Source organism: Neobacillus sp. OS1-2 (assembly GCF_030915505.1).
In the GTDB taxonomy this organism is placed as follows: Bacteria; Bacillota; Bacilli; order Bacillales; family Cytobacillaceae; genus Neobacillus.
The window spans coordinates 4,545,355-4,566,090 of record NZ_CP133265.1 but is presented as its reverse complement, the minus strand read 5'-3'; the positions used below and the strand labels follow the sequence as shown (position 1 = coordinate 4,566,090).

The 20,736-nt window shown below is 38.8% G+C and carries 22 protein-coding genes and 1 riboswitch; of the genes, 17 read left to right on the top strand and 5 right to left on the bottom strand.

Annotated elements, in window-relative coordinates; all coding sequences use genetic code 11:
- The first annotated feature begins 28 nt into the window (after positions 1 to 28).
- The 3 genes from RCG19_RS22735 to RCG19_RS22725 all read left to right on the top strand — a co-directional run bounded on the left by RCG19_RS22735 (position 29) and on the right by RCG19_RS22725 (position 1,872).
- Positions 29 to 628, top strand: a complete 600-nt coding sequence (locus RCG19_RS22735) for a TetR/AcrR family transcriptional regulator (RefSeq protein ID WP_308109046.1) — start codon at positions 29 to 31, stop codon at positions 626 to 628.
- Positions 629 to 692: 64 nt separating this feature from the next.
- Entirely contained in the window at positions 693 to 1,217 is a 525-nt protein-coding gene (locus RCG19_RS22730) for a GNAT family N-acetyltransferase (protein WP_308109045.1), read from the top strand.
- Complete coding sequence (locus RCG19_RS22725; protein WP_308109044.1) at positions 1,207 to 1,872, top strand: DUF2306 domain-containing protein; 666 nt, start codon at positions 1,207 to 1,209, stop codon at positions 1,870 to 1,872. Before RCG19_RS22730 ends, RCG19_RS22725 begins: the two co-directional genes overlap by 11 nt.
- 112 nt (positions 1,873 to 1,984) lie before the next feature.
- On the opposite strand, the gene RCG19_RS22720 is transcribed toward RCG19_RS22725, so the two are convergent.
- Entirely contained in the window at positions 1,985 to 2,809 is an 825-nt protein-coding gene (locus RCG19_RS22720; RefSeq protein WP_308109043.1) for a GNAT family N-acetyltransferase, read from the bottom strand.
- A gap of 233 nt (positions 2,810 to 3,042) precedes the next feature.
- Here RCG19_RS22720 and RCG19_RS22715 point away from each other — a divergent pair, with 233 nt between their 5' ends.
- Positions 3,043 to 4,518, top strand: coding sequence for a protein adenylyltransferase SelO (locus RCG19_RS22715; RefSeq protein WP_308109042.1), 1,476 nt, complete (start codon positions 3,043 to 3,045; stop codon positions 4,516 to 4,518).
- Between the two features lie 94 nt (positions 4,519 to 4,612).
- On the opposite strand, the gene kynA is transcribed toward RCG19_RS22715, so the two are convergent.
- Entirely contained in the window at positions 4,613 to 5,470 is an 858-nt protein-coding gene (gene kynA, locus RCG19_RS22710; protein ID WP_308109041.1) for a tryptophan 2,3-dioxygenase, read from the bottom strand.
- 135 nt (positions 5,471 to 5,605) lie between these two features.
- On the opposite strand from kynA, the gene RCG19_RS22705 reads away from it, so the two are divergent.
- The 9 genes from RCG19_RS22705 to RCG19_RS22665 all read left to right on the top strand — a co-directional run bounded on the left by RCG19_RS22705 (position 5,606) and on the right by RCG19_RS22665 (position 12,783).
- Entirely contained in the window at positions 5,606 to 6,166 is a 561-nt protein-coding gene (locus RCG19_RS22705; protein WP_308109040.1) for a class I SAM-dependent methyltransferase, read from the top strand.
- Between the two features lie 84 nt (positions 6,167 to 6,250).
- Positions 6,251 to 6,868, top strand: a complete 618-nt coding sequence (locus RCG19_RS22700) for a hypothetical protein (RefSeq protein ID WP_308109039.1) — start codon at positions 6,251 to 6,253, stop codon at positions 6,866 to 6,868.
- A 282-nt stretch (positions 6,869 to 7,150) separates the two neighbouring features.
- Positions 7,151 to 7,873 carry an amino acid ABC transporter ATP-binding protein gene (locus tag RCG19_RS22695; protein WP_308109038.1) on the top strand — a complete coding sequence of 241 codons (723 nt, stop codon included), beginning with the start codon at positions 7,151 to 7,153 and terminating at the stop codon, positions 7,871 to 7,873.
- A gap of 17 nt (positions 7,874 to 7,890) precedes the next feature.
- Positions 7,891 to 8,670: an ABC transporter substrate-binding protein gene (locus RCG19_RS22690; protein WP_308109037.1), complete on the top strand. Its 780-nt coding sequence runs from the start codon at positions 7,891 to 7,893 to the stop codon at positions 8,668 to 8,670.
- Between the two features lie 46 nt (positions 8,671 to 8,716).
- Positions 8,717 to 9,391: an amino acid ABC transporter permease gene (locus tag RCG19_RS22685; protein WP_207627617.1), complete on the top strand. Its 675-nt coding sequence runs from the start codon at positions 8,717 to 8,719 to the stop codon at positions 9,389 to 9,391.
- A 179-nt stretch (positions 9,392 to 9,570) separates the two neighbouring features.
- A complete protein-coding gene (locus RCG19_RS22680; RefSeq protein WP_308109036.1) occupies positions 9,571 to 10,815 on the top strand; it encodes an aminopeptidase P family protein in 1,245 nt (414 codons plus the stop codon).
- A gap of 139 nt (positions 10,816 to 10,954) precedes the next feature.
- Complete coding sequence (locus RCG19_RS22675) at positions 10,955 to 11,857, top strand: TIGR01777 family oxidoreductase (protein WP_308109035.1); 903 nt, start codon at positions 10,955 to 10,957, stop codon at positions 11,855 to 11,857.
- A gap of 163 nt (positions 11,858 to 12,020) precedes the next feature.
- Positions 12,021 to 12,518, top strand: a complete 498-nt coding sequence (locus RCG19_RS22670; RefSeq protein ID WP_308109034.1) for a hypothetical protein — start codon at positions 12,021 to 12,023, stop codon at positions 12,516 to 12,518.
- Between the two features lie 91 nt (positions 12,519 to 12,609).
- The gene (locus RCG19_RS22665) at positions 12,610 to 12,783 is read left to right on the top strand and encodes a hypothetical protein (RefSeq protein ID WP_166242576.1); all 174 of its coding nucleotides are present in this window, start codon (positions 12,610 to 12,612) and stop codon (positions 12,781 to 12,783) included.
- Between the two features lie 50 nt (positions 12,784 to 12,833).
- Here the strand turns inward: RCG19_RS22665 and RCG19_RS22660 are convergent, their stop codons facing one another.
- Entirely contained in the window at positions 12,834 to 13,028 is a 195-nt protein-coding gene (locus tag RCG19_RS22660; RefSeq protein ID WP_007085538.1) for an alpha/beta-type small acid-soluble spore protein, read from the bottom strand.
- Between the two features lie 267 nt (positions 13,029 to 13,295).
- Here RCG19_RS22660 and RCG19_RS22655 point away from each other — a divergent pair, with 267 nt between their 5' ends.
- Positions 13,296 to 13,676 carry a hypothetical protein gene (locus RCG19_RS22655; protein WP_308109033.1) on the top strand — a complete coding sequence of 127 codons (381 nt, stop codon included), beginning with the start codon at positions 13,296 to 13,298 and terminating at the stop codon, positions 13,674 to 13,676.
- Complete coding sequence (locus RCG19_RS22650) at positions 13,666 to 14,154, top strand: aminodeoxychorismate lyase (RefSeq protein WP_308109032.1); 489 nt, start codon at positions 13,666 to 13,668, stop codon at positions 14,152 to 14,154. Before RCG19_RS22655 ends, RCG19_RS22650 begins: the two co-directional genes overlap by 11 nt.
- A 41-nt stretch (positions 14,155 to 14,195) precedes the next feature.
- Here RCG19_RS22650 and pabB read toward each other — a convergent pair whose 3' ends face one another.
- A complete protein-coding gene (gene pabB, locus RCG19_RS22645) occupies positions 14,196 to 15,941 on the bottom strand; it encodes an aminodeoxychorismate synthase component I (protein ID WP_308109031.1) in 1,746 nt (581 codons plus the stop codon).
- Positions 15,942 to 16,331: 390 nt separating this feature from the next.
- Between pabB and RCG19_RS22640 the strand changes: the two genes are divergently transcribed.
- Together RCG19_RS22640 and adhE are read left to right on the top strand one after the other, a co-directional pair.
- On the top strand, positions 16,332 to 16,559 hold the full coding sequence (locus RCG19_RS22640; protein WP_166242581.1) for a hypothetical protein: 228 nt from the start codon (positions 16,332 to 16,334) through the stop codon (positions 16,557 to 16,559).
- A 140-nt stretch (positions 16,560 to 16,699) separates the two neighbouring features.
- Positions 16,700 to 19,303: a bifunctional acetaldehyde-CoA/alcohol dehydrogenase gene (gene adhE, locus RCG19_RS22635; protein WP_308109030.1), complete on the top strand. Its 2,604-nt coding sequence runs from the start codon at positions 16,700 to 16,702 to the stop codon at positions 19,301 to 19,303.
- 59 nt (positions 19,304 to 19,362) lie between these two features.
- Here adhE and dapA read toward each other — a convergent pair whose 3' ends face one another.
- A complete protein-coding gene (gene dapA, locus RCG19_RS22630) occupies positions 19,363 to 20,247 on the bottom strand; it encodes a 4-hydroxy-tetrahydrodipicolinate synthase (protein ID WP_308109029.1) in 885 nt (294 codons plus the stop codon).
- Positions 20,248 to 20,370: 123 nt separating this feature from the next.
- Positions 20,371 to 20,551: riboswitch (Lysine riboswitch) on the bottom strand.
- Positions 20,552 to 20,736 lie beyond the last annotated feature (185 nt).

The window sequence follows — 20,736 nt, the reverse complement described above, 5'->3', positions numbered from 1 at the left end:
TACTAGATTAGGTAAGGAAGGTAATAAAATGAATCATTCAACAATCTACAATAATCAGAGCTTCCAACATATATTATCGATCACAGAAGAAATCATCATCGAAAAGGGCTGTCGGAATACCACATTAAAAGACATTATTGAAAGGTCAGGTTTGTCAAAAGGGGCCATTTATCATTATGTCGAAAGTAAAGATGAATTATTTGGACTTATCCTTCAATCAAAAATTGAAGAAATGAATGAAAAATTTCATATGAATATTATTCGTTCCATTAAGGAAGGATCCACTACCCAAGGAGGTTTCAGCACGGTCGGTCAGTTCTTTTCTTCAAGGCAGAATGCAAATGATATCGGGAATTTAATTTTTATATATTTGTTAAGTCAGGATAATGAAAAGGTCAAAAAAATCCTAAATAATATTTATAAGTATAGTAAAGACACGGGGACGAAATGGATAAAAATGGGCCAGGATAATGGGGTGATTCCAGCGAATATTGACGCCGAAAAAATGTCAAGCTTATTGATGACTTTTTCATACGGTTTAAGGGTCACGCAAATTTTATCCACTGACGAGAAGGACCATGTGGAGTCGAGTGAAATATTTAAGGTCATCATTAAGACATTAACATAATTCCCTCGCTGGGAATTTTAAAAAATGAACATACCGGCAGTCGGTTTGTTTGTGAGGTGCTGTAATGGAAATTCATGCGATTGGACTTATAAAATTAAGAGCAGTAACGCAATTATATACTGATATAACTGCTGATTTAAGGAGAAAAGGGATAAAGCAGTGGGATCGACTATATCCCAATCGATTTATCATAAAGACAGATATTAAAAATGGCCATCTATTTGGTTTATCAGCAGACAAAAAAATATTGGGTGCGGTCGTAGTTGATACAAATGAAAGCAAAAAATATCAGGAACTTAAATGGGAGGATGAAGAGGGGAGACCATTATTGATTCATCGATTAGCTGTACATCCAGATTATCAAGGAAAAGGTTATGGAAAGCAGCTGCTTCAATTTGCAGAAGATTATGCCCATAGAAATGGGTATTCAAGCATTCGTCTGGATGTATTTAGTTTAAATTCCGGTGCAGTGAAAATGTACGAACGGGCCGGTTATCAAGAAAGGGGAATGATTCGTTTTCCATTCCGGGCAGCCCCATATTTATGTTTTGAAAAAATAATTGCAGGGAGTTTAAAAAATGATAAATGACAAAAATAGAAAGTTTACTATAAGATTGATGTATTCAATTATTGGATTATTTACCATTTATATTTTCATAATGTTTTTGCTAAATGGAGTAGAGCACGCCCCGATGGTGAAAGGGAAAATGGCGGATCACGATTTCTCTGTGACAAGGTGGAAGTGGTTTTTCTACCCGCATATTTTATTAGGTACGATCTCACTTGCAATTGGTCCGTTTCAGCTAACATGGAAAAGTCAACAGAACCCAAGGCTTCATAAAATGCTGGGAAAATTCTATGCGGTGGCCATTTTTATTAATATTCTTATGGTCCCATATCTATCACTTTCTGCTACGGGCGGGATTGGATCAACGATTGCGTTTCTTGTCCTTAATGTCTTTTGGTTATGGACCACTTCAATGGGTGTGATTAGGGCGACTCAACGAAAAATAAAAGCACATAAAGAATGGATTCTCCGAAGTTATGCAATTACCTGGGTTTTTGTTACGTTTCGGATCGTTGTCATCCCATTTTCATTATTTTTTGACAGCTCGTTTGCATTTCCTATTGCTGTCTATCTTGGAATGGCAATCAACCTGTTATTTGTTGAATGGCGGAATTGGAGAAACAAAAAATATACCAAAGTACAAGCACGCACAGTTCCAAAATCAATCGTTGAGTGAATTTTTGCAGGATTATGGAAAATTCGTTCAGAAAGCAACAAAAGCAGCAGAAATTCAATTCCGCTGCTTTTGATTGTATAGGTTGATTTATTCGTAAGCTATATAATATGAACTAATCTAAATATAAATAATAGTCCTGTGAATGATAGCTTCTAAAGCCGCATGATTCATAGAGCTTTAAGGCATGAGCATTTTTTGCCTCAACCTCCAGAAATATGGGGAGTCCTTTTTGATGCTCCATCATTATCACTTTTGATAAGGCCTTTCTCCCAATCCCTTTTCCCTGCAGTTCGGGAAAAACGGCGAATCCATAAATCCACGCTTCACCATTTAATTCAGAAACGCGCATTTTTCCGGCTGATTTTCCAGCCACTTCAATTATTAGCCTTTGGTCACTGCTGTTTTCTATTACCTGTTCAAATCCATGTGCTTCATTTTCATAAAATCCAAAGCACATGACATCTAGTTTTATTTCTGTTTCCCTATCCTCTTTTGAAAAAGACGATCTTAGGAAAACGGATGAATCCTCAGGCAATTGAGTTTCCTGCCACTTCATTTGATATTCTGCAATGGAAAATGTACACGGAATGGTATTTAGTAACTCTTTTGCAGTGTGAGAGCCTGTTGGGGCATTTAACAAGATTGTTCTATACTTTCGTTTCTTCGCTTCATCGATGCCCATTCTCAATAAACTCGAAAATATTCCTCTCCGCCGGTAACTTGGGTGGACCATACCGCAAAGTTCCACCTTATTTCCAAAACCATAGCTCCCCAGAAAGCCTACAAGCTTGCCGTCTTCATAATGAAAGAAGTCTTCCTTTCCATTATTACCGCGGTTTTCAAGCATTTCGAAATTCAGCTTCAACTGAAATCCACCTTCTTGCTCACAATCTTTCTGTAATGCCTTGATATCAACTAATTGTTTCTCGGTTAACATTCTTTTCCTCCTATTCAATGCCTTCTATAGTATTCTTTTTTATACATCGTCATTCCTTCCTTGGTCTCAAGGATTTTCTACTTTCCTACAAGAAATTTAGGAATATAACATATAATAGGGGAGATTTAAAAAGGGGATTTGCTTGAAGAATCAGAAAAAAAGTGTTAAGTTCAAAGCTAAAAACCAGCAAATAGTCCAACCCTTTAACAAGATGAAGAAAATAAGGTGATACAATGATTGAGAAAAAAGGTATAAATGAAGCAAGATGGAACTTTGACAACAGTTATGCCCGTTTGCCGAATACATTCTTTTCAAGTTGCAACCCGACTCCTGTAAGCTCACCGAGGTTGATCATTCTTAATCAACCCTTGGCAAAATCCCTTGGATTAAATGTCCAGGAGATGGAAAGCGAACAGGGTGTTGCGGTTTTTGCTGGCAATCAAATTCCAGAAGGTGCTTTTCCGCTTGCGCAAGCATATGCGGGGCATCAATTTGGGCATTTTACCATGTTGGGGGACGGCAGGGCGATCTTACTTGGCGAACAAATTACCCCTTTGAGTAAACGTGTCGATATTCAGCTAAAGGGTCCAGGTAGAACCCCGTTCTCCCGCGGTGGTGATGGCAGAGCGGCACTTGGGCCGATGCTGCGTGAATACATCATCAGCGAAGCCATGCATGCCCTTGGAATTCCTACTACCCGTAGTCTAGCAGTGGTTGAAACTGGTGAGGCAGTATTCCGTGAAACGGACCTGCCGGGGGCTATTCTGACCCGTGTGGCTGCTAGCCACATACGTGTCGGCACCTTTCAATATGCAGCGAAATGGGGGGCGGTTGAAGACCTTCGAACCCTTGCTGATTATACAATTAGGCGTCATTATTCGGATGCTGAAGAGGCTGAGAACCCGTATCTTTCGCTGCTTCAAGAAGTAATTAAGCGTCAAGCTGCATTGATTGCCAAGTGGCAACTGGTTGGCTTTATTCATGGAGTGATGAATACTGACAATATGACTGTTAGCGGAGAGACCATTGATTATGGCCCATGCGCCTTCATGGATTATTATGATCCAGAAACGGTATTCAGTTCTATTGATAGACAAGGCCGTTATGCTTATGGCAATCAGCCGTATATTGCCGGGTGGAATCTTGCACGATTTGCTGAAACCCTATTGCCGCTTCTGCATGTCAATCAGGATGAGGCCGTCAAACTGGCTCAGGATGCAATATCTAATTATATGGGGTTGTATCAAAGAAATTGGCTATCGGGAATGAGAGCAAAACTGGGGATCATGAACGAAGAGGAACAGGATGAAACCTTAATTAATAACCTACTTAGTATGATGCAGAAGTATCAAGTAGATTTTACCAATACCTTCCGTGCCTTAACATTTGATATGCAAGAGGATACTGCCTTGTTTGGAACACCCGAATTTGCTCAATGGTATGAGCAGTGGCAGGCAAGATTGGGAAGGCAGCAGGAATCAAAAACCTCATCCCAGCAATTAATGCGCGACAGCAATCCTGCAGTAATTCCTCGGAATCATAGGGTTGAAGAGGCACTTGAAGCGGCAGTGGAACAAAAAGATTTCAGCATAATGATACGGCTGCTTGACGTTCTGTCAAAACCTTTTGCACACACAGAGGAACAAGTTGATTACTGCACATTGCCTGCCCCATCAACTAGTCCTTACAAAACCTTTTGCGGTACCTGATAACAGAGTATAACCTTCCCGTGACGGCAAATACCGGTAGTGGCAACGAGAGGATTGCCGTCACGTTTCCTGTTGTGACGGCAAATAAATAAAGTTATAATTTCGTGCGAAGGCTTATGAGCTCTGGAAAAAATGATTGGTTGAGCACTTTTTTGAGATAGGTAACGCCGGAAGAGCCGCCTGTGCCTTTTTTATGCCCAATAATTCTTTCTACTGTGGACATATGGTTAAAGCGCCAGAGTTGTTGTTGATTACCGATGTCTAGCAATTTTTCTGCCAGCTCATATAGATCCCAGTATTTGTCGGTATTGCGATAAACGGTCAACCATGCTTCCTCCACACTAAGATTGGGCTCATAGCTATTCGACCAATCCCGGTTTAGCACTTTTTCATCAATAGGTAGTCCGTTAGCTGCAAGAGCTGAGATGGAGACATCATAGATACTTGGTTCATGTAGTGATTTCATCATGGATGCATACCGATCAATTTGATGTTTATAAACTGAGAGGGTGTAAGCATTTTTTTGGCCTAAAGCAAATTCAATCAGGCGGTTTTGATAGGATTGGAAACCGGAAGAATGGCCCAGCTTATGACGAAACTGCATATAGTCTGCTGGGGTCAATGTAGTAAGAACGTTCCATGACTGAATTAATTGTTGTTGAATTCTTGCCACGCGCGACAGCATTTTAAATGATGGTTCCAGCTCGTTACGAGAAATACTTTGGATCGCTGCATTCAATTCATGGAGAATAAGCTTCATCCATAATTCACTCGTTTGATGTATGATGATAAACAGCAATTCATCATGGTGATTCGAAAGCTGATGCTGGCTGGATAAAAGGTCATCAAGATGTAGATAATCGCTGTAGGACATGTCTTTTTGAAAATCTGTTTGAATTTCATTTTCAAGTCCAGTTGACTTTTTTTGCTCCCCGTTTTCTGAATGTCCCATTTATTCATCCCCCCTATATAAGTCTATTTTTCTTTTTCTCATAAGATTACTGGAAGCCATTATTGGGATGTATATAGATAACAGTCATGTAAAAAAGCTTTTAGAAAATAGTTAATAATTGCTAGGAGGGTTCTTATGAACAGTAAGACGAAATGGAATAGAAAATATCATGAACGTATAAATGTGTTGAAGGAACCCGTTCCGAATCCAAGATTAAGGAACCTGTCTTCCTATCTTATGGGCGGCCAAGCGCTTGATCTTGCTTGTGGCCTTGGTGGAAATAGCTTGTTCCTGGCAGAGATGAAATACGAAGTCAAGGCAATTGATATATCAGAGGTCGCGATTACCTATATTAAGACGCTAGCAACAAACAATAAGCTCAACATTCATCCCAGTGTATCAGACCTTACGAGCGGGGATAAATACCATTGGGGAGACAATATTTTTGATTTGGTTATTATTACCTATTATCTCGATCGCTCACTTTTCCCAATTGTTAAAACGATCATCAAAAAGCTGGGGTATTTTTTCATGGAGACCTTCTACCAGTCACCACAGAACGACAATCAAGGAGTATCAAATCAATATAAACTCCACTCTCAGGAACTGTTAACTGAATTCGACGATTGGACCATCCTCTTTTTTGAAGAAAACGAACAAGAGGGACGGCAAACAATTTTTTGTCAGAAACGTTAAAGGGTCAAGGGAATATCCGTTTGACAGGAGGTCGTTTTTTGTGGAAAATGTAACCAACGGTAATCTCTATGGGAAGGAATGATGATGATTCTAACCACTTTCATTTTTACAATTCTATTTATTGGTGGCATCTACTATTTAATTCGAAATCTAGTAAATTTAAAGATAGCAGCTGATCTCTCGGCAGAAGCACTTTACCCTACTAACGAAAATGAATTTGCAGGTATTATCATACCGAATGAATGGAAACAGATGGAGCCTCTAACAAAAAATACGAAGTCCTATCAATATGTAAAATGGGGGACGTTGACTGTCCTTCTTGTGTTAACAATTCTTTTGGTGATAGTTCTTACTACTGATTGGATAGGCCCTCCCTATTTCAGTTTGGCGACTTTGTTGTTCCTTCTAATTAATTCAATTCGGCACCAAGGCAATTTCTTTATTTTACAAAAAGGAATTATTTTAAATGGAAAATTTGTCTCGTTCAATCAAATTAAACATTGCGAGACAGAACAAATCGTCCGATGGCATGCCTTATATGGTCTGGATTCAAAGGTAAATAATGCTTTTAGGCTGACAATTAGACTTAAAAGGACCTTTGTTCAGCCCCAATTCCTCGTGGTCGAGAATGCTGTACAGCTCAAGAAAATTAGCAGTATACTTCATCAAAAAGGAGTCCGTTGTGAATCTAAAGCCGCTTAAATTGAGATGAGACCCTAGTTTCTGTGGTATTTTTTCAATGATGGGTAAAAGGAGATATTTAATTTAATGAAATGGAGAGAGGACCTCTGGAGAATGAATTGAGGTTCTTTTTGCTATATTGATAACCCTCTTAATTATGCGTTTTTTCTCCCGTACTTCCTCTAAAAGAACTATTGGTTTGTCAAACTAACGAATATATTCATCTCTCATTTAATAGCATAATAATATACAAATGATTGATATCTCTTGAATTAGAATAACAAAATGAAAAAGGAGAATGCCATGATTAAAGTAAGCAGACTTGTAAAATCTTTTGGCCAACAAATGGTTTTAAACGGGATTGATTTATCCGTAGCCCAAAAAGAAGTTGTTGTGATCATTGGTGCAAGTGGCTCCGGGAAAAGCACACTGCTTCGATGTCTTAACTTTCTTGAAATGCCGGATCATGGAGAAATTATGCTCATGGGGGAAATAATCTCCCCAGCCAAAACAAATCTCAATAAAGTCCGTGAAGAGGTCGGGATGGTGTTTCAACATTTTAATCTTTTCCCCCATATGAATGTGTTGGAAAATGTCATGGAGGCACCAGTATACGTTAGGAAAATGGACAAGGGACAAGCTAGAGAAAAGTCGATGATTTTACTTGAAAAGGTAGGCTTAGGTGAGAAAGCGTCGGCCTATCCAAGGAATTTATCGGGCGGGCAAAAACAACGGGTTGCGATTGCTCGAGCACTTGCAATGGAACCCCGGATTATGCTTTTTGATGAGCCTACATCTGCTCTTGATCCGGAATTAGTCGGTGAAGTCCTTCAAGTAATGAAGCAGCTGGCGAAAGAAGGAATGACGATGATTGTGGTCACACATGAAATGGGCTTCGCTCGGGAGGTTGCCGATCGGGTAGTTTTTATGGGGGATGGAAGAATCTTAGAAGAAGCACCGCCAAATGAATTCTTTGTCCACCCACAAAATGAGAAAGCTAAGCAGTTTTTAAACAAGATTCTCTAATAAATGAGGAGGTTATCATGAAAAAGAAATGGATGTTAGGGCTGTTTGTCTCTCTGTTTATGGTATCAATACTACTGACGGCATGTGGGAGTTCAGAAAAAAGCAGTGGAAAGGGTCAAAAGGAATTTCATTACGCCATGAGTGGGTTGTACAAGCCATTTAATTATAAAGAAAATGGTAAACTAGCTGGATTTGATGTTGAAATTGGAAAGGAGCTGGCGAAAAAAATGGGCATGAAACCCGTTCCGGTAACGAACCCATGGGAAACACTGATACAAGGATTGCAGGCGAAAAAATATGATGCCATTCTCGCTAGTATGACGGTTACAGATGAGCGTAAAAAGTCTGTGAATTTTACCAATACCTATTATGTTTCAGGAGCGCAAATTTTTGTGGCTGAAGACAACCAAAATATTAAATCTGTCGCTGATTTAAAGGGTAAGAAAATCGGAGTAGTAAAGGCTAGCACGTACAAGGAAATAGCGTTGCAACAGACAGATCAGAGTAATGTGGTGGAGTATGACAGTGATATTACTGCACTTATGGATCTGCCAACTGGCAGGCTGGATGCCGTCATTACGGATCAAATGGTCGGATTACCCATCATTAAAGAGGGAACAATCAAGATAAAGGATGTGGGTGAACCGCTTTCACACGATGATCAGGCTATTGCTGTCAGAAAGGAAGATAAGGAACTGCTTGAAAAAATAAATAAGGCATTGGATGAAATCATCAAGGATGGAACCTATGAGAAAATAAGTAATAAGTGGTTCGGACGCAGTATTTTAGGAGATTAGGAGTGTAAACGAGGGTGCCAATCCGTGGACACTCTTTGATTAAATCATGGAGAGGGTGTTTATCATTATTCAAATCTTCTTTGACACCTACGAAGTTTTTATTTTCGCTGCCCTTCTTACCTTAAGGTTAACGATCACATCGCTTTTAATAGGCTGTCTGATTGGACTCATCATGGCATTTTTCAAAATCTCCACAAATAAATGGCTCAATAAACTAGCGACTGGTTATATTGGCTTAATTCGAGGGACACCATTAATAGTTCAAATAGCGATTCTTTATTTTGGTATTGCCTCAGTTGTTACATTTTCGCAGTTTTGGGCGGGGGCGTTGGCATTAGCCATCCATAATGGGGCCTATATCGCAGAAATTTTCCGGGGGTCGATTCAATCAATTGATCGCGGGCAAATGGAGGCAGCGCGCTCACTTGGCATGAGTTACCCACTGGCGATGAGGAGAATTATTTTGCCACAGGCGTTCAAATTTTCCATTCCACCATTAGGGAATCAGTTTATTATTGGCTTAAAGGATTCTTCCTTAGTTGCCTATGTAGGGATGTCGGAGTTGTGGGGTTCAGGTCTAAGTGAGGCCGCGTCAAATTATCGACAATTGGATACGTATATCGTAGTCGGACTCTATTACCTAATACTGGTCATGCTTTTCACCTATCTTCTTAGAAAATTAGAAATGCGGATGGACATTGATTCGAAACCAATAACATGAAAAATGCTAAAAAGACCTTTCTCGGCAAAAAAGGTCTTTTTAGTATTTTTCAAAAAGAATATTATTTTATCGGAAAAATTGAATATTTCGAAGTGAAAAACACAAAAATTTAGTATGAATTTTCATTTTATTGTATAGTTATCTATGTATCTAAAATGTTTTGATAAGGGGAAATGGTAATGAAAAAGGATTTTTTTGTTAAAAATCGAAATCGATTATATGAAAAGCTAGAAACTGATTCGCTTCTGGTTTTGTTTGCCGGTAAGGCCCCGCAAAAATCTGCAGACGAGGCATATCAATTTGTACCAAATCGTAACTTTTATTACCTAACTGGCATTGACGAATCGAATATCATTTTTTTAGTACATAAGACAAATCAAACAGTAGAAGAGTACTTATTTATTGAAAAATCAGATCCTATTTTAGAAAAATGGGTGGGTAAAACGATTTCAATGGATCAGGCAGAGGAAGTTTCCGGAATCAGTAAAATTCATTATATTGACCAATTTGAATCCATGCTATCTCGAATTTTCCTCAATAACTCACTAACAAATTTATATTTAGATCTCGAAAGAAGAGAATTGGATAGTGTTACCACAAAAGCGCAGCAATTTGCAGGTAAAATGCAAGTGAATTATCCATTCTTACTCATTAAAAATGTCTATCGTGATATTTGTGGGTTACGCGTTTTTAAAACATTTGAAGAAATTGAAGAAATAAAAAAGGCTATTGCCATTACCTATGACGGAATTAAAAACCTATTAAGCTATGCCAAAGCTGGCATGAAGGAATATCAGCTTGAGGCCCATTTTGATTTTGCCCTAAAGTGCGCAGGGGTAAGACACTATGCGTTTCCTACGATCGTGGCTAGCGGAAAAAATGGCACCGTTCTGCATTATGACAAAAATGATGCTACTGTTGAAGAAGGCAGTCTCGTTCTACTTGATTTAGGTGCACAATATAACTATTACAATGCAGATATTAGTTATACGTTCCCGGTGAATGGTACGTTTTCGGAAAAACAAAAAACATTCTATAACATTGTTTTAAAAGCATTAAGAGAAACAACAGAACTGATTAAACCCGGCGTCCCTTATGCCAAACTGAATGAGCATACAAAGAAAATCTTAGCAGATGAGTGTATCAAAATTGGCTTGATCAAGGAAGAGAGTGAAATCGGAAATTACTATTATCATGGTGTTAGTCATTTCCTAGGTCTAGATACCCATGATGTTGGCGATTATAAGAACTTAATCCTGCAACCTGGAATGGTGTTAACTGTAGAGCCAGGGCTATATATCGAAGAAGAAGGAATTGGAATCCGGATAGAGGATGATGTGTTAGTTACCGAGGAAGGCCATGAGGTACTTTCAAAGGAAATCTTCCGGTCGGTTGAAGAAATAGAAGCATTTATGAACAAATAGTTTTGAATCGATCAAATAACGGGCAACGATTGAGTTGCTCGTTTATTTTTTACCATATTAAAGTAAATAAAATCCAGCCCTAACACCATATGGTAAAATAAGTATAATCACCTCGGTTTTAAGAATGGGGGAGTGATCTATGAAGATCGTTATTGCGGGTGGATCGGGATTTATTGGGAAGAAATTAACAGACGTCCTGCTGGAAAAAGGGCATAAAATTATTATTCTTACAAGGAATGATCAGCGACCATCAGGAAATATTTCATATGTCAAGTGGCTGAAGGAAGGTACTTTTCCTGAAAGGGAAATAAAAAAGGCAGATGTATTTATTAATTTAGCAGGGGTTTCTATAAACAATGGAAGGTGGAATACAAGCCATCAAAAACAAATTTATGACAGCCGGATGAAAGGAACGGATGAGTTAGTAAGAGTTATCACTGCCTTGCCAGAAAAGCCTTCTGTTCTAATTAATGCAAGTGCGATCGGTATTTACAAGGCGTCTCTTACTGCTAAATATACTGAGGATTCGGAAGAAAAGGCAAATAATTTCCTCGGTAAAACTGTTAACGACTGGGAGAACAAAGCGAAAGAAGCAGAAGCACATAATGTTCGCGCAGTTCTTATGAGATTCGGTGTTGTCCTTGGTAATGAGGGCGGGGCGCTTCCCCTAATGGCACTCCCATATAAATTGTTCGCGGGTGGTACAGTTGGTTCAGGTGAACAATGGGTATCTTGGGTGCATATAAAGGATGTTATTCGAGCGATCACTTTCGCAATTGAAAAGGATAAAGTGAGCGGACCTGTCAATGTCACGGCACCATCTCCAGTTAAAATGAAGGAGTTTGGTAAAACAATTGGCAAAGTTATAAACCGTCCACATTGGTTGCCTGTTCCTCCTTTTGCGATGAAAATGGTCCTGGGAAAAAAAAGTTCGCTTGTTCTTGAAGGTCAGCATGTTGTTCCCAAGGTGTTAATGGAAGAGGACTTTGAATTCATGTTTCCATCACTGCAACCTGCGTTAGCAGATTTGCTTAAAAAGTAGGTAGTTTGAAGTGAAGATAATGATAGGACTAATATGCTGTTGTATACTCAGTCCTGTAGGGCATAAACTACAGAAAAATGTAGCAATAAACGAATAAAACGATATAATTATATCCAATATGTAATGTTTTTATGGATCACAAAGCTGTATGGGGGAACGGTTAATGGTTGCAATAAAAAAAATTAAAATTGATGGTGAAGAGATTCATATTTTTAACAGTGCCATCTATATTTTTGAATCAAGCTCGGGATGTACCTTGGAATTGGATATGATTGTAAGTGAGATCGCAGTGAAAAAATATAATAAGGTTGAAAATGTAATTATTGAAATCGAATTAGAAGATGGTAGAATCATAAATTCAATTATGCATGTAAAAATTCTGTCTGGTGGTCTGCCCCAGCTTAATTTATTTTGTGAACTAGATGACCTACATGAGTATGAAGATTTCGCTAGGGTAAACGAAAATGATTCCTGGTTTCCAAGTATCGAAGACAGCATTACGTTAGAAGAAATAAGAAAAGTGGAAATGCCTATGGAAGACTGTAGTATAAAATTAAAACTTCCAATTGACCAAGTTGAATGGTTAAAAAGCCAAAAAAAGAGTACATTAAGTGAATTATTCCAAGAATTTGTTCGTGATTATTGGAATAAAGGATCCTAGCATTCAAGCAACATTCTATTATAAAATGAAGCAAATTTGACAAGACTGTAAAGAAACAGTGAATCATTATTATATGGATGGAGTTGCATGTATGACTACCCCGTTTGACTACCCGGAAATTTTTTATAATGAGGCTATTTTGTATTTAGAAACCAAGTGGGAACGCAGACTCAGTGATCATGAACGACATGTGCTTATTGAGGGATATCGTTTTGGAAGAATGGTCGAGGCAGATGCTGAAATCAACATTCTATTTGCAAATTAATTGGTAGAAGAAAGGGTGTCCAACTGGACACCCTTTTCTGAAATCACAGGTTACTGACCTTGTTGATTTCGCAATGATTGTTCAGCATAAGCAATAAGTCGTTTTGTCATCTCGCCGCCGACTGAACCGTTTGCTCGTGCGGTCGTATCAGCACCAAGTTGTACTCCAAACTCGTTAGCAATTTCTTCTTTCATTTGATCCAAAACATTGCCCGCTCCAGGAACCAACAGTTTGTTTCTAGCCATGATACATCACTCCCGACGATTTTTTTGAGCAATAAAATAAATTGCTCGAATCTATTTTATCCAAATTATGAGTATAAATTCAGAAAAATAAGTGATCAGTCCAAATCCACCATGGAATACCCTTAATCTACAAAAAATAGTTTCCTCCAACTACAAATTTTGTAAGGTCCCTCAGACTTTTGATGTATTTTTGAGTTTAAAAGCGCAAAAATGCAAGTTTGGATGTATAATAAGGACTTGCATAAAGTAGAGGAGGAATTTAATTTGATGGAATGGACTTTAGCCGGATTGTTTTTGCTATCCGCAATCTTACTAACTATTTCTTTATTAAAATTGAATCGGACCGCGAAAGAAGAACATAAACAAATTGATTTGATTCATATATCCACAATGAAGGAAATCAATGCATTGCAAGAGTCAATTCGGAATATGGAGCTTGACATGGAAGTGCTCACGAAGGATGCAGGAATTAAACATTCTGCTCAGGAAAAGCTTTTAAAACGGGAAGTACTAGATTTATATAGACGTAATTACTCGATTGAGAGCATTGCAGAGATGAAACAAGTAACTGAAAATGAAATCGAACAGCTCCTTGCCCCTTTTCAGGAAGTAAAGGATGAAGGGAGAGCGGCTGCAAATGAGAATTAACTTACTAGGCAGCTTTGCAGCAGGAATTCTTATCAGCACAACTATTTTTGGTGCCGTCTACTTGGCTAATCCAAGTGAACAGTCAACAACCACTGTCAAAACGGCTGAAAACCGCTTAACTGTCAAGCCTTCAGAAAAAGAGATGAAACAAAAGCTAGAGACGAAAGGCTATGTTGTTCAAACGAAAGCTGAATTCGAAAAAAACGTCAATGACGCAAAGGCGTCTGGCCAAAAAACAGCCACTCCTGCCGATAACCAGTCTACCAAAACTGTTACGAAAGTCGTTGTGAATGTTGCAGAGGGTATGACAAGTATCGATGTAGGGAAGGCACTTGCGCAAGCAAGTTTAGTAAAGGATGCATTTGCTTTTTCACAGGATATTGAGCATAAAGGTCTAGAAAACCGTCTGCGTCCAGGAGTATATGTAGTGGATAGCGAAATGACCTACGATCAAATGGTCTCAACTATATTTAAATAAATTGAAAAATAGCGAACAGTGCCGATACTGTTCGCTTTCTTTTAGTGGTTGATAAGTTGTACTTCCAGCCATTTACGCACACTATTGATGAACCAGATTTTTGTACTTTTATGTAAATCTGCAACGGTTACGATTTTTTCGCGGATTTCTCCATTCCTTAGTAATACCTCACGAAACGTGCCTGCTAACAATCCGCTCTCAATAGGCGGTGTCCATAATGAGCCCCCTATTTCCAAGACGACATTTCCATTTGTAAACTCTGTTAGTTCACTGTCATAATTCCAAAGGAGAACGTCGAAAACTTCGGTGGGCTTCTCATGTTGAAATGAAGAATATACTTCTCGATTTGTTGTTTTATGGTACAAATAAAGATTATTTTTATCTACAGGTTCATTGGCAAGTATTACCTTCAATGCTGACCCTTGTTGAGCAATCGGAGTACCTTCAATGTTGATCACTCCGTTTTCCGCTAAAAGCAGCCGGACCTTCATAAGAACATCTCCATTTTCTTTCGAAAAAGTTTCTAGATCCCTTTGGATATCCTTCGTATCACATGGATATCCAAAGTATTGAGCCGAATTTTTCAGGCGATGGAGATGTTCTTCGAATAGGAAATATTCTCCTTTTTCCAATAACAAGCTTTCCAGCAATTGAAACTCAGCATTGCTTTCTTTGAGAAAACTTGCTTTAGCCAGAATTTCTTGATATTCACCCTCAGCTGTGGAATCCCAGGTGATTCCCCCGCCAACACCATAGGTTGCGTGCCCCGATTGATGTTCAATGAATACGGTTCGAATCGGGACATTAAAGATGGCTTCCTTTTCAGGTGTTATAAAGCCAATCGCTCCACAATAAACCTCACGCGGTGTCGATTCCAAGTCAGTGATGATTCCCATCGTGCTGACCTTTGGCGCACCAGTAATAGAACCGCAGGGAAAAAGTGCCTTAAAAACATCAATAATGGTTGTTTGGCTAGAAACCTTTGCCGTTATTGACGAGGTCATTTGATGGACGGTTGGGTATTGTTCGATTTCAAAGAGCTTTGGCACGGAAACAGTACCAAGTTCAGCGATCATGCTTAAATCGTTGCGAAGCAGGTCGACGATCATCACATTTTCAGCGCGGTTTTTTTCTGAATAGTAAAGCCACTTGGCGTTCGCTTCATCTTCAGCAATGGTTTTGCCTCTTTTTATTGTTCCTTTCATTGGCCTGGTTGTGATGAAGTCACCTTTCAAGTGAAAAAACAATTCGGGAGAGGCAGATAAAATGCTATGCTCACCGGTATTGAGATAGGCACAGTAATTGGACGCTTGTGCCGCTTTTAGTTTTTCAAAAAATGCAATATCGTCACCGCAAAAATGAGAATTCAGACGAATGGTATAATTTGTCTGGTAAGTGTTTCCGCTTTCAATCTTGGTTTTTATGGATAATATTGATTGATTGTATTCATCCCTGTCAACGGATGATTCCCATTGGGAAAGTGAATAAGGATTAGTACTGATAAGTGATTGGTGCAGCGGCTCTCGAAAAATTCCAAACCATAAGAGAGGCATTTTATTTCCCCTATTGACTATATAGGAGGAATCGAATGCTGGTGCACTTTCGTAGGATAAAAAGCCGGCAGCATAGAACCCATTTTTAATTGCCTCCTCAACAAGTTGTAAGCAAGGGATTACGTCTGTGATAGTGTGTGCTGTAATCAGCCGGATCGGATCTTGAAATGTTAGCGGTTTTATTTTACCGTTTGAATCAAGAAATTCAAATGAAAGTATAGGAGATTGATTCATGTTTTTGGTTCTCATCCTTTTTCAAAGAAATAGTGTTTGCTGTGTTTCTTTGGGCAAATTTCCAACAGATTTATGACAAGTCGCCAATAAAATATATACCACATTACACTTCGTGTATACTAGTGTAAAAACTAACGTACTTAATATGTGAAGTTTGTTAATAGAAGAAAAGAATATCATTTTATTATATTAATATAACAAAGTGATTGTAAACGGTTTCGTATTCCTTATAGTTTTTGATAAAAAAATAATCCGAAAACAGGTTCAATACGGTTTTATGACTATTATTAGTAATATTAGCCAAAATTCATAGTTTGTTCAATATTTCACAATCTGTTATATAAAATTCATGCTATGATAAATTCATAAAGGAATAAGGAGTGATTAGACATGATGATTTGTGAATGGAAAACCTTCGCGACCGATTCTGAAACCTATACTCAGGAGATATTTGAGGAAACAGTGGGAGATGAATTTGAGGCGATGCTGTTTAAAGAAAATGAAGAAATTCCTGCCTATATTTGGACTGTCAATTACGTAATTATTGTCAAAAAGTATTCAAAGATTTTAACAGAAATTTCATTTGAAAAAATCCCACGAAATCCAGTTTGTGAATAAGGTAAGTGAAAATTATAACTGTTGAAATATGTTCATTATTTTTGTGAAATACATCACATTAATTTAGAAATACACTTTGTTATTATAATTTAGAATATTAAAACATTTGAATGAGTATGTATCCAATTGGAGGGACAATCATGACAATGGTAGAAATGGTAGGAAAAGAAAAACAAACTGTAACGAAAATGATCGATGTCTTGGTGGAAAATGGTTTAATGGCATTAGAGGAATTCCGCGGCTTTGATCAAGAAATGGTGGATGAGATCGTTAAGCAAATGGCGTTAGCAGGCCTTGATCAGCATATGCCACTTGCAAAACTTGCTGTTGAGGAAACTGGCAGAGGCGTCTATGAAGATAAAATCATCAAAAATATGTTTGCGACAGAGTATGTCTATCATAATATCAAATATGATAAAACGGTTGGTATCATTAATGAGAACGAACATGAAGGAATGATAGAAATTGCTGAGCCAGTAGGGGTTATCGCTGGGGTTACACCTGTCACAAACCCAACTTCTACTACCATGTTTAAAGCACTAATATCGATAAAGACAAGAAATCCAATCATATTCGCCTTTCATCCATCGGCACAGAAATGCAGCAGTGAAGCAGCAAGGGTCCTAAGAGATGCAGCGATTAAAGCCGGAGCACCAGAAAATTGTATCCAATGGATTGATACTCCATCCCTTGAGGCGACGCAAGCATTGATGAACCACACGAAAATATCAATGATTCTCGCAACTGGTGGGGCTGGCATGGTCAAATCTGCATACAGCTCTGGTAAACCTGCCCTTGGCGTTGGACCTGGGAATGTACCTTGTTATATTGAAAAAACAGCCAATCTAAATCAGGCGGTCAACGATTTAATTTTATCAAAAACATTCGATAACGGCATGATTTGTGCCTCTGAACAAGCCGTTATAATTGATAAAGAAATTTATCCTGATGTAAAACGGGAAATGATTGCGAACAATTGCTATTTCTTAAATGAGGAAGAAAGAGAAAAGGTTGAAACATTAGTAATCAATGAACATTCATGTGCCGTTAATCCAAACATCGTTGGTATGGCTGCTTCAAAAATTGCTGCCTTGGCAGGTGTTATTGTTCCAGAAAACACAAAAATCCTTGTGGCGGAGGTAAAAGGCGTAGGTCCTAAGTATCCATTATCAAGAGAAAAGTTAAGTCCAGTCTTAGCCTGCTTTAAGGTTAGTGGTCATGAGGAAGGCTATAAAAGAGCGGAAGAAATGCTTGAATTTGGTGGTTTAGGACATTCCGCGGTCATTCATACTACTGATCAAACTGTCATCAAGGAATTTGGCTTACGAATGAAAGCCGGGCGAATCATCGTAAATGCTCCTTCTTCACAGGGTGCGATTGGTGATATTTATAACGCTTACCTTCCTTCATTGACACTTGGCTGCGGTTCGTATGGTGGAAACTCTGTATCTACTAACGTTGGTGCGGTTCATTTAATCAATATTAAAAAAGTTGCGAAAAGGAATGTCAATATGCAATGGTTTAAAGTACCATCCAAAATTTACTTTGAGAAAAATTCTACCCAGTATTTAGCGAAAATGCCTAAGATCTCGAAAGCATTTATTGTCACTGACCCTGGAATGGTAAAATTAGGATATGTAGATAAGGTGCTTTACTATTTAAGGAAACGTCCAGATTATGTCCATTGTGAAATTTTTTCGGAGGTAGAACCGGATCCTTCCATTGAAACAGTGATGAAGGGGGCTGAAATGATGGCTAAATTCCAGCCGGATGTGATTATTGCTCTTGGTGGCGGTTCAGCAATGGATGCTGCCAAAGGAATGTGGTTGTTCTATGAATATCCGGATGCAGAGTTCTTTGGCTTAAAACAAAAATTCTTAGACATTCGCAAACGGATTGTTAAGTATCCGCATCTTGGTGAAAGGGCTCAATTCGTGGCAATTCCGACAACATCTGGAACTGGATCCGAAGTAACATCATTCTCAGTTATTACCGATAAAGAGGCCAATATTAAATATCCTCTTGCAGACTATGAATTGACACCGGATGTAGCGATTATTGATCCACAATTCGTAATGACCGTTCCAAAACATATTACCGCCGATACAGGTTTGGACGTATTGACACATGCGATCGAAGCCTATGTCTCTTGTATGGCGAATGACTTTACGGACGGTCTGGCGATGAAGGCAATTCAATTGGTATTTGAATACCTGCCAAGAGCTTACAGAAATGGCAGTGATGAAGAGGCCCGTGAAAAAGTTCATAATGCGTCAACGATTGCCGGTATGGCCTTTGCAAATGCCTTTTTAGGTATTAACCATAGCCTTGCGCATAAATTAGGGGCCGAATTCCATATCGCCCATGGTCGTGCGAATGCCGTGCTCATGCCACATGTTATTCGCTATAATGCATTAAAACCGAGGAAGTTTACTGCGTTTCCGAAGTATGACCATTTCAAGGCTGACAAACGGTATGCAGAAATAGCCAGAATGCTTGGCTTACCTGCGAAGACGACTGAGGAGGGGGTGGAAAGTCTCGTTCAGGCTATCATTCAATTGGCGAAAGAACTAGATGTTCCAATGAGCCTTTCCGCAAACCATATCGATCATGTTGAATTTGAAAGCAAGGTTGATCTGCTGGCAAACCGTGCCTTTGAAGATCAATGCACAACTGCCAATCCAAAACTACCGTTAGTAACAGAATTGGCTGAGATTTATCGATTAGCTTATAAAGGTATATAACTACTTTTCGCTAAAAAAAGCTGCTTATCTAGTTGTAGATAGGCAGCTTTTATGTCTAATTATCCTTCCATGATTCCAAATGGTAAAACATCTTTTAGTGCCAGTTCTTCGTTACTGGTTAACGGTACTAATGGTAAACGAACGCCTCCGACATGGACCCCCGTCATGTTTAATGCCGCCTTTACCGGGGTAGGGTTTGGCGCTGCAAATAAGGCTTTCATAATCGGGAGTAATCGTCGATGTGCCGCCGCAGCCTCTTTAAGCTGTCCATTTTTATAGTTATTGACTATCTCCTGCATTTCATTACCAATGATATGGGAAGCAACAGAGATAATTCCCGTACCACCAATGGCTAAAACAGGCAATGTTAAGCCGTCATCACCACTGTACAGCGTAAAATCCTCGGCTGTTTGACTAATAATTTCTGCCATAGCATCAAGGTTCCCGCTCGCTTCTTTGATTGAAACAATATTTGAAACTTTGGAAAGGCGAACAATGGTGTCAACATTCATATTAATACCGGTTCGGCCAGGGATATTATAGAGCATTACCGGCAATGAAGTAGATCCAGCTATAGCTTTAAAATGTTGGTATAAACCTTCTTGAGATGGCTTATTGTAGTATGGAGCAACAAGCATAATTCCATCTACGCCTACTTCTTCGGCTTGCTTGGTTAAACTAATCGAAGCTCTAGTGTTATTCGAGCCCGTTCCGGCAATAACAGGGATTCTGCCATCCACCACCTTGACAACATATCTAAATAAAGCGACCTTTTCCTCAGTTGTTAATGTAGGGGACTCACCTGTTGTTCCCGCGACAACTAATCCATCGGTCCCATTCGAAATTAAATAATTCACTAAATTTTTTGTTGCATTAAAATCAATCTCACCCTGTTGATCAAATGGCGTCACCATTGCCGTTAAAACTTGGCCAAAATTCATCATTCTCACCCTTTTTATCAAATTTTTTAAATTAGAGGGGCCGATGCCATTTATAAAACGACATGAAAAAGCAGCAACGAGGAAACCCCACTGCTGCTGTAGAAACATAATGAAAATAAGTTCCTATGCGTGGATAGCCCTCCATATAGTTTCCTATATGACAGTCCTGTGCTTGTTCAACAGCAGAACCAGCTTCGGGGACAATGAGTATCACTGAAGCTTCGGCAAATTCCCCTTTCCACAATCGTCTAAGGATCTCATTATCCTCAAATTGTCTACTAATGGTCTTTGCGCCTCTATCCTCACTTCAAAAGGTATTGAAGTAAGAAAGTATATAATTGATTGCTACTATATCAGATAATTCATTTTCATTCAAGAGAATTATTCCAATTTATCGTAAAGTGTTTGAATCCCTAGTTCAATATTATACGATAGTAATCATTGTCAAAAAATAGGGTGAAAGAATGATCAATGACTGATTTTGCTGATTAT

Bases quoted from the DNA above. Each gene is read 5' to 3' on its own strand.
- RCG19_RS22680 (WP_308109036.1), top strand. From the start codon at position 9,571: ATGAAAAAGGATTTTTTTGTTAAAAATCGAAATCGATTATATGAAAAG.
- RCG19_RS22705 (WP_308109040.1), top strand. From the start codon at position 5,606: ATGAACAGTAAGACGAAATGGAATAGAAAATATCATGAACGTATAAAT.
- RCG19_RS22685 (WP_207627617.1), top strand. From the start codon at position 8,717: ATGGAGAGGGTGTTTATCATTATTCAAATCTTCTTTGACACCTACGAA.
- kynA (WP_308109041.1), bottom strand. From the start codon at position 5,470: ATGGGACATTCAGAAAACGGGGAGCAAAAAAAGTCAACTGGACTTGAA.
- RCG19_RS22720 (WP_308109043.1), bottom strand. From the start codon at position 2,809: ATGTTAACCGAGAAACAATTAGTTGATATCAAGGCATTACAGAAAGAT.
- RCG19_RS22665 (WP_166242576.1), top strand. From the start codon at position 12,610: ATGACTACCCCGTTTGACTACCCGGAAATTTTTTATAATGAGGCTATT.
- RCG19_RS22725 (WP_308109044.1), top strand. From the start codon at position 1,207: ATGATAAATGACAAAAATAGAAAGTTTACTATAAGATTGATGTATTCA.
- RCG19_RS22640 (WP_166242581.1), top strand. From the start codon at position 16,332: ATGATGATTTGTGAATGGAAAACCTTCGCGACCGATTCTGAAACCTAT.
- RCG19_RS22670 (WP_308109034.1), top strand. From the start codon at position 12,021: ATGGTTGCAATAAAAAAAATTAAAATTGATGGTGAAGAGATTCATATT.
- RCG19_RS22700 (WP_308109039.1), top strand. From the start codon at position 6,251: ATGATTCTAACCACTTTCATTTTTACAATTCTATTTATTGGTGGCATC.
- RCG19_RS22735 (WP_308109046.1), top strand. From the start codon at position 29: ATGAATCATTCAACAATCTACAATAATCAGAGCTTCCAACATATATTA.
- RCG19_RS22690 (WP_308109037.1), top strand. From the start codon at position 7,891: ATGAAAAAGAAATGGATGTTAGGGCTGTTTGTCTCTCTGTTTATGGTA.
- dapA (WP_308109029.1), bottom strand. From the start codon at position 20,247: ATGATGAATTTTGGCCAAGTTTTAACGGCAATGGTGACGCCATTTGAT.
- RCG19_RS22650 (WP_308109032.1), top strand. From the start codon at position 13,666: ATGAGAATTAACTTACTAGGCAGCTTTGCAGCAGGAATTCTTATCAGC.
- RCG19_RS22675 (WP_308109035.1), top strand. From the start codon at position 10,955: ATGAAGATCGTTATTGCGGGTGGATCGGGATTTATTGGGAAGAAATTA.
- pabB (WP_308109031.1), bottom strand. From the start codon at position 15,941: ATGAATCAATCTCCTATACTTTCATTTGAATTTCTTGATTCAAACGGT.
- adhE (WP_308109030.1), top strand. From the start codon at position 16,700: ATGACAATGGTAGAAATGGTAGGAAAAGAAAAACAAACTGTAACGAAA.
- RCG19_RS22660 (WP_007085538.1), bottom strand. From the start codon at position 13,028: ATGGCTAGAAACAAACTGTTGGTTCCTGGAGCGGGCAATGTTTTGGAT.
- RCG19_RS22695 (WP_308109038.1), top strand. From the start codon at position 7,151: ATGATTAAAGTAAGCAGACTTGTAAAATCTTTTGGCCAACAAATGGTT.
- RCG19_RS22730 (WP_308109045.1), top strand. From the start codon at position 693: ATGGAAATTCATGCGATTGGACTTATAAAATTAAGAGCAGTAACGCAA.
- RCG19_RS22715 (WP_308109042.1), top strand. From the start codon at position 3,043: ATGATTGAGAAAAAAGGTATAAATGAAGCAAGATGGAACTTTGACAAC.
- RCG19_RS22655 (WP_308109033.1), top strand. From the start codon at position 13,296: ATGGAATGGACTTTAGCCGGATTGTTTTTGCTATCCGCAATCTTACTA.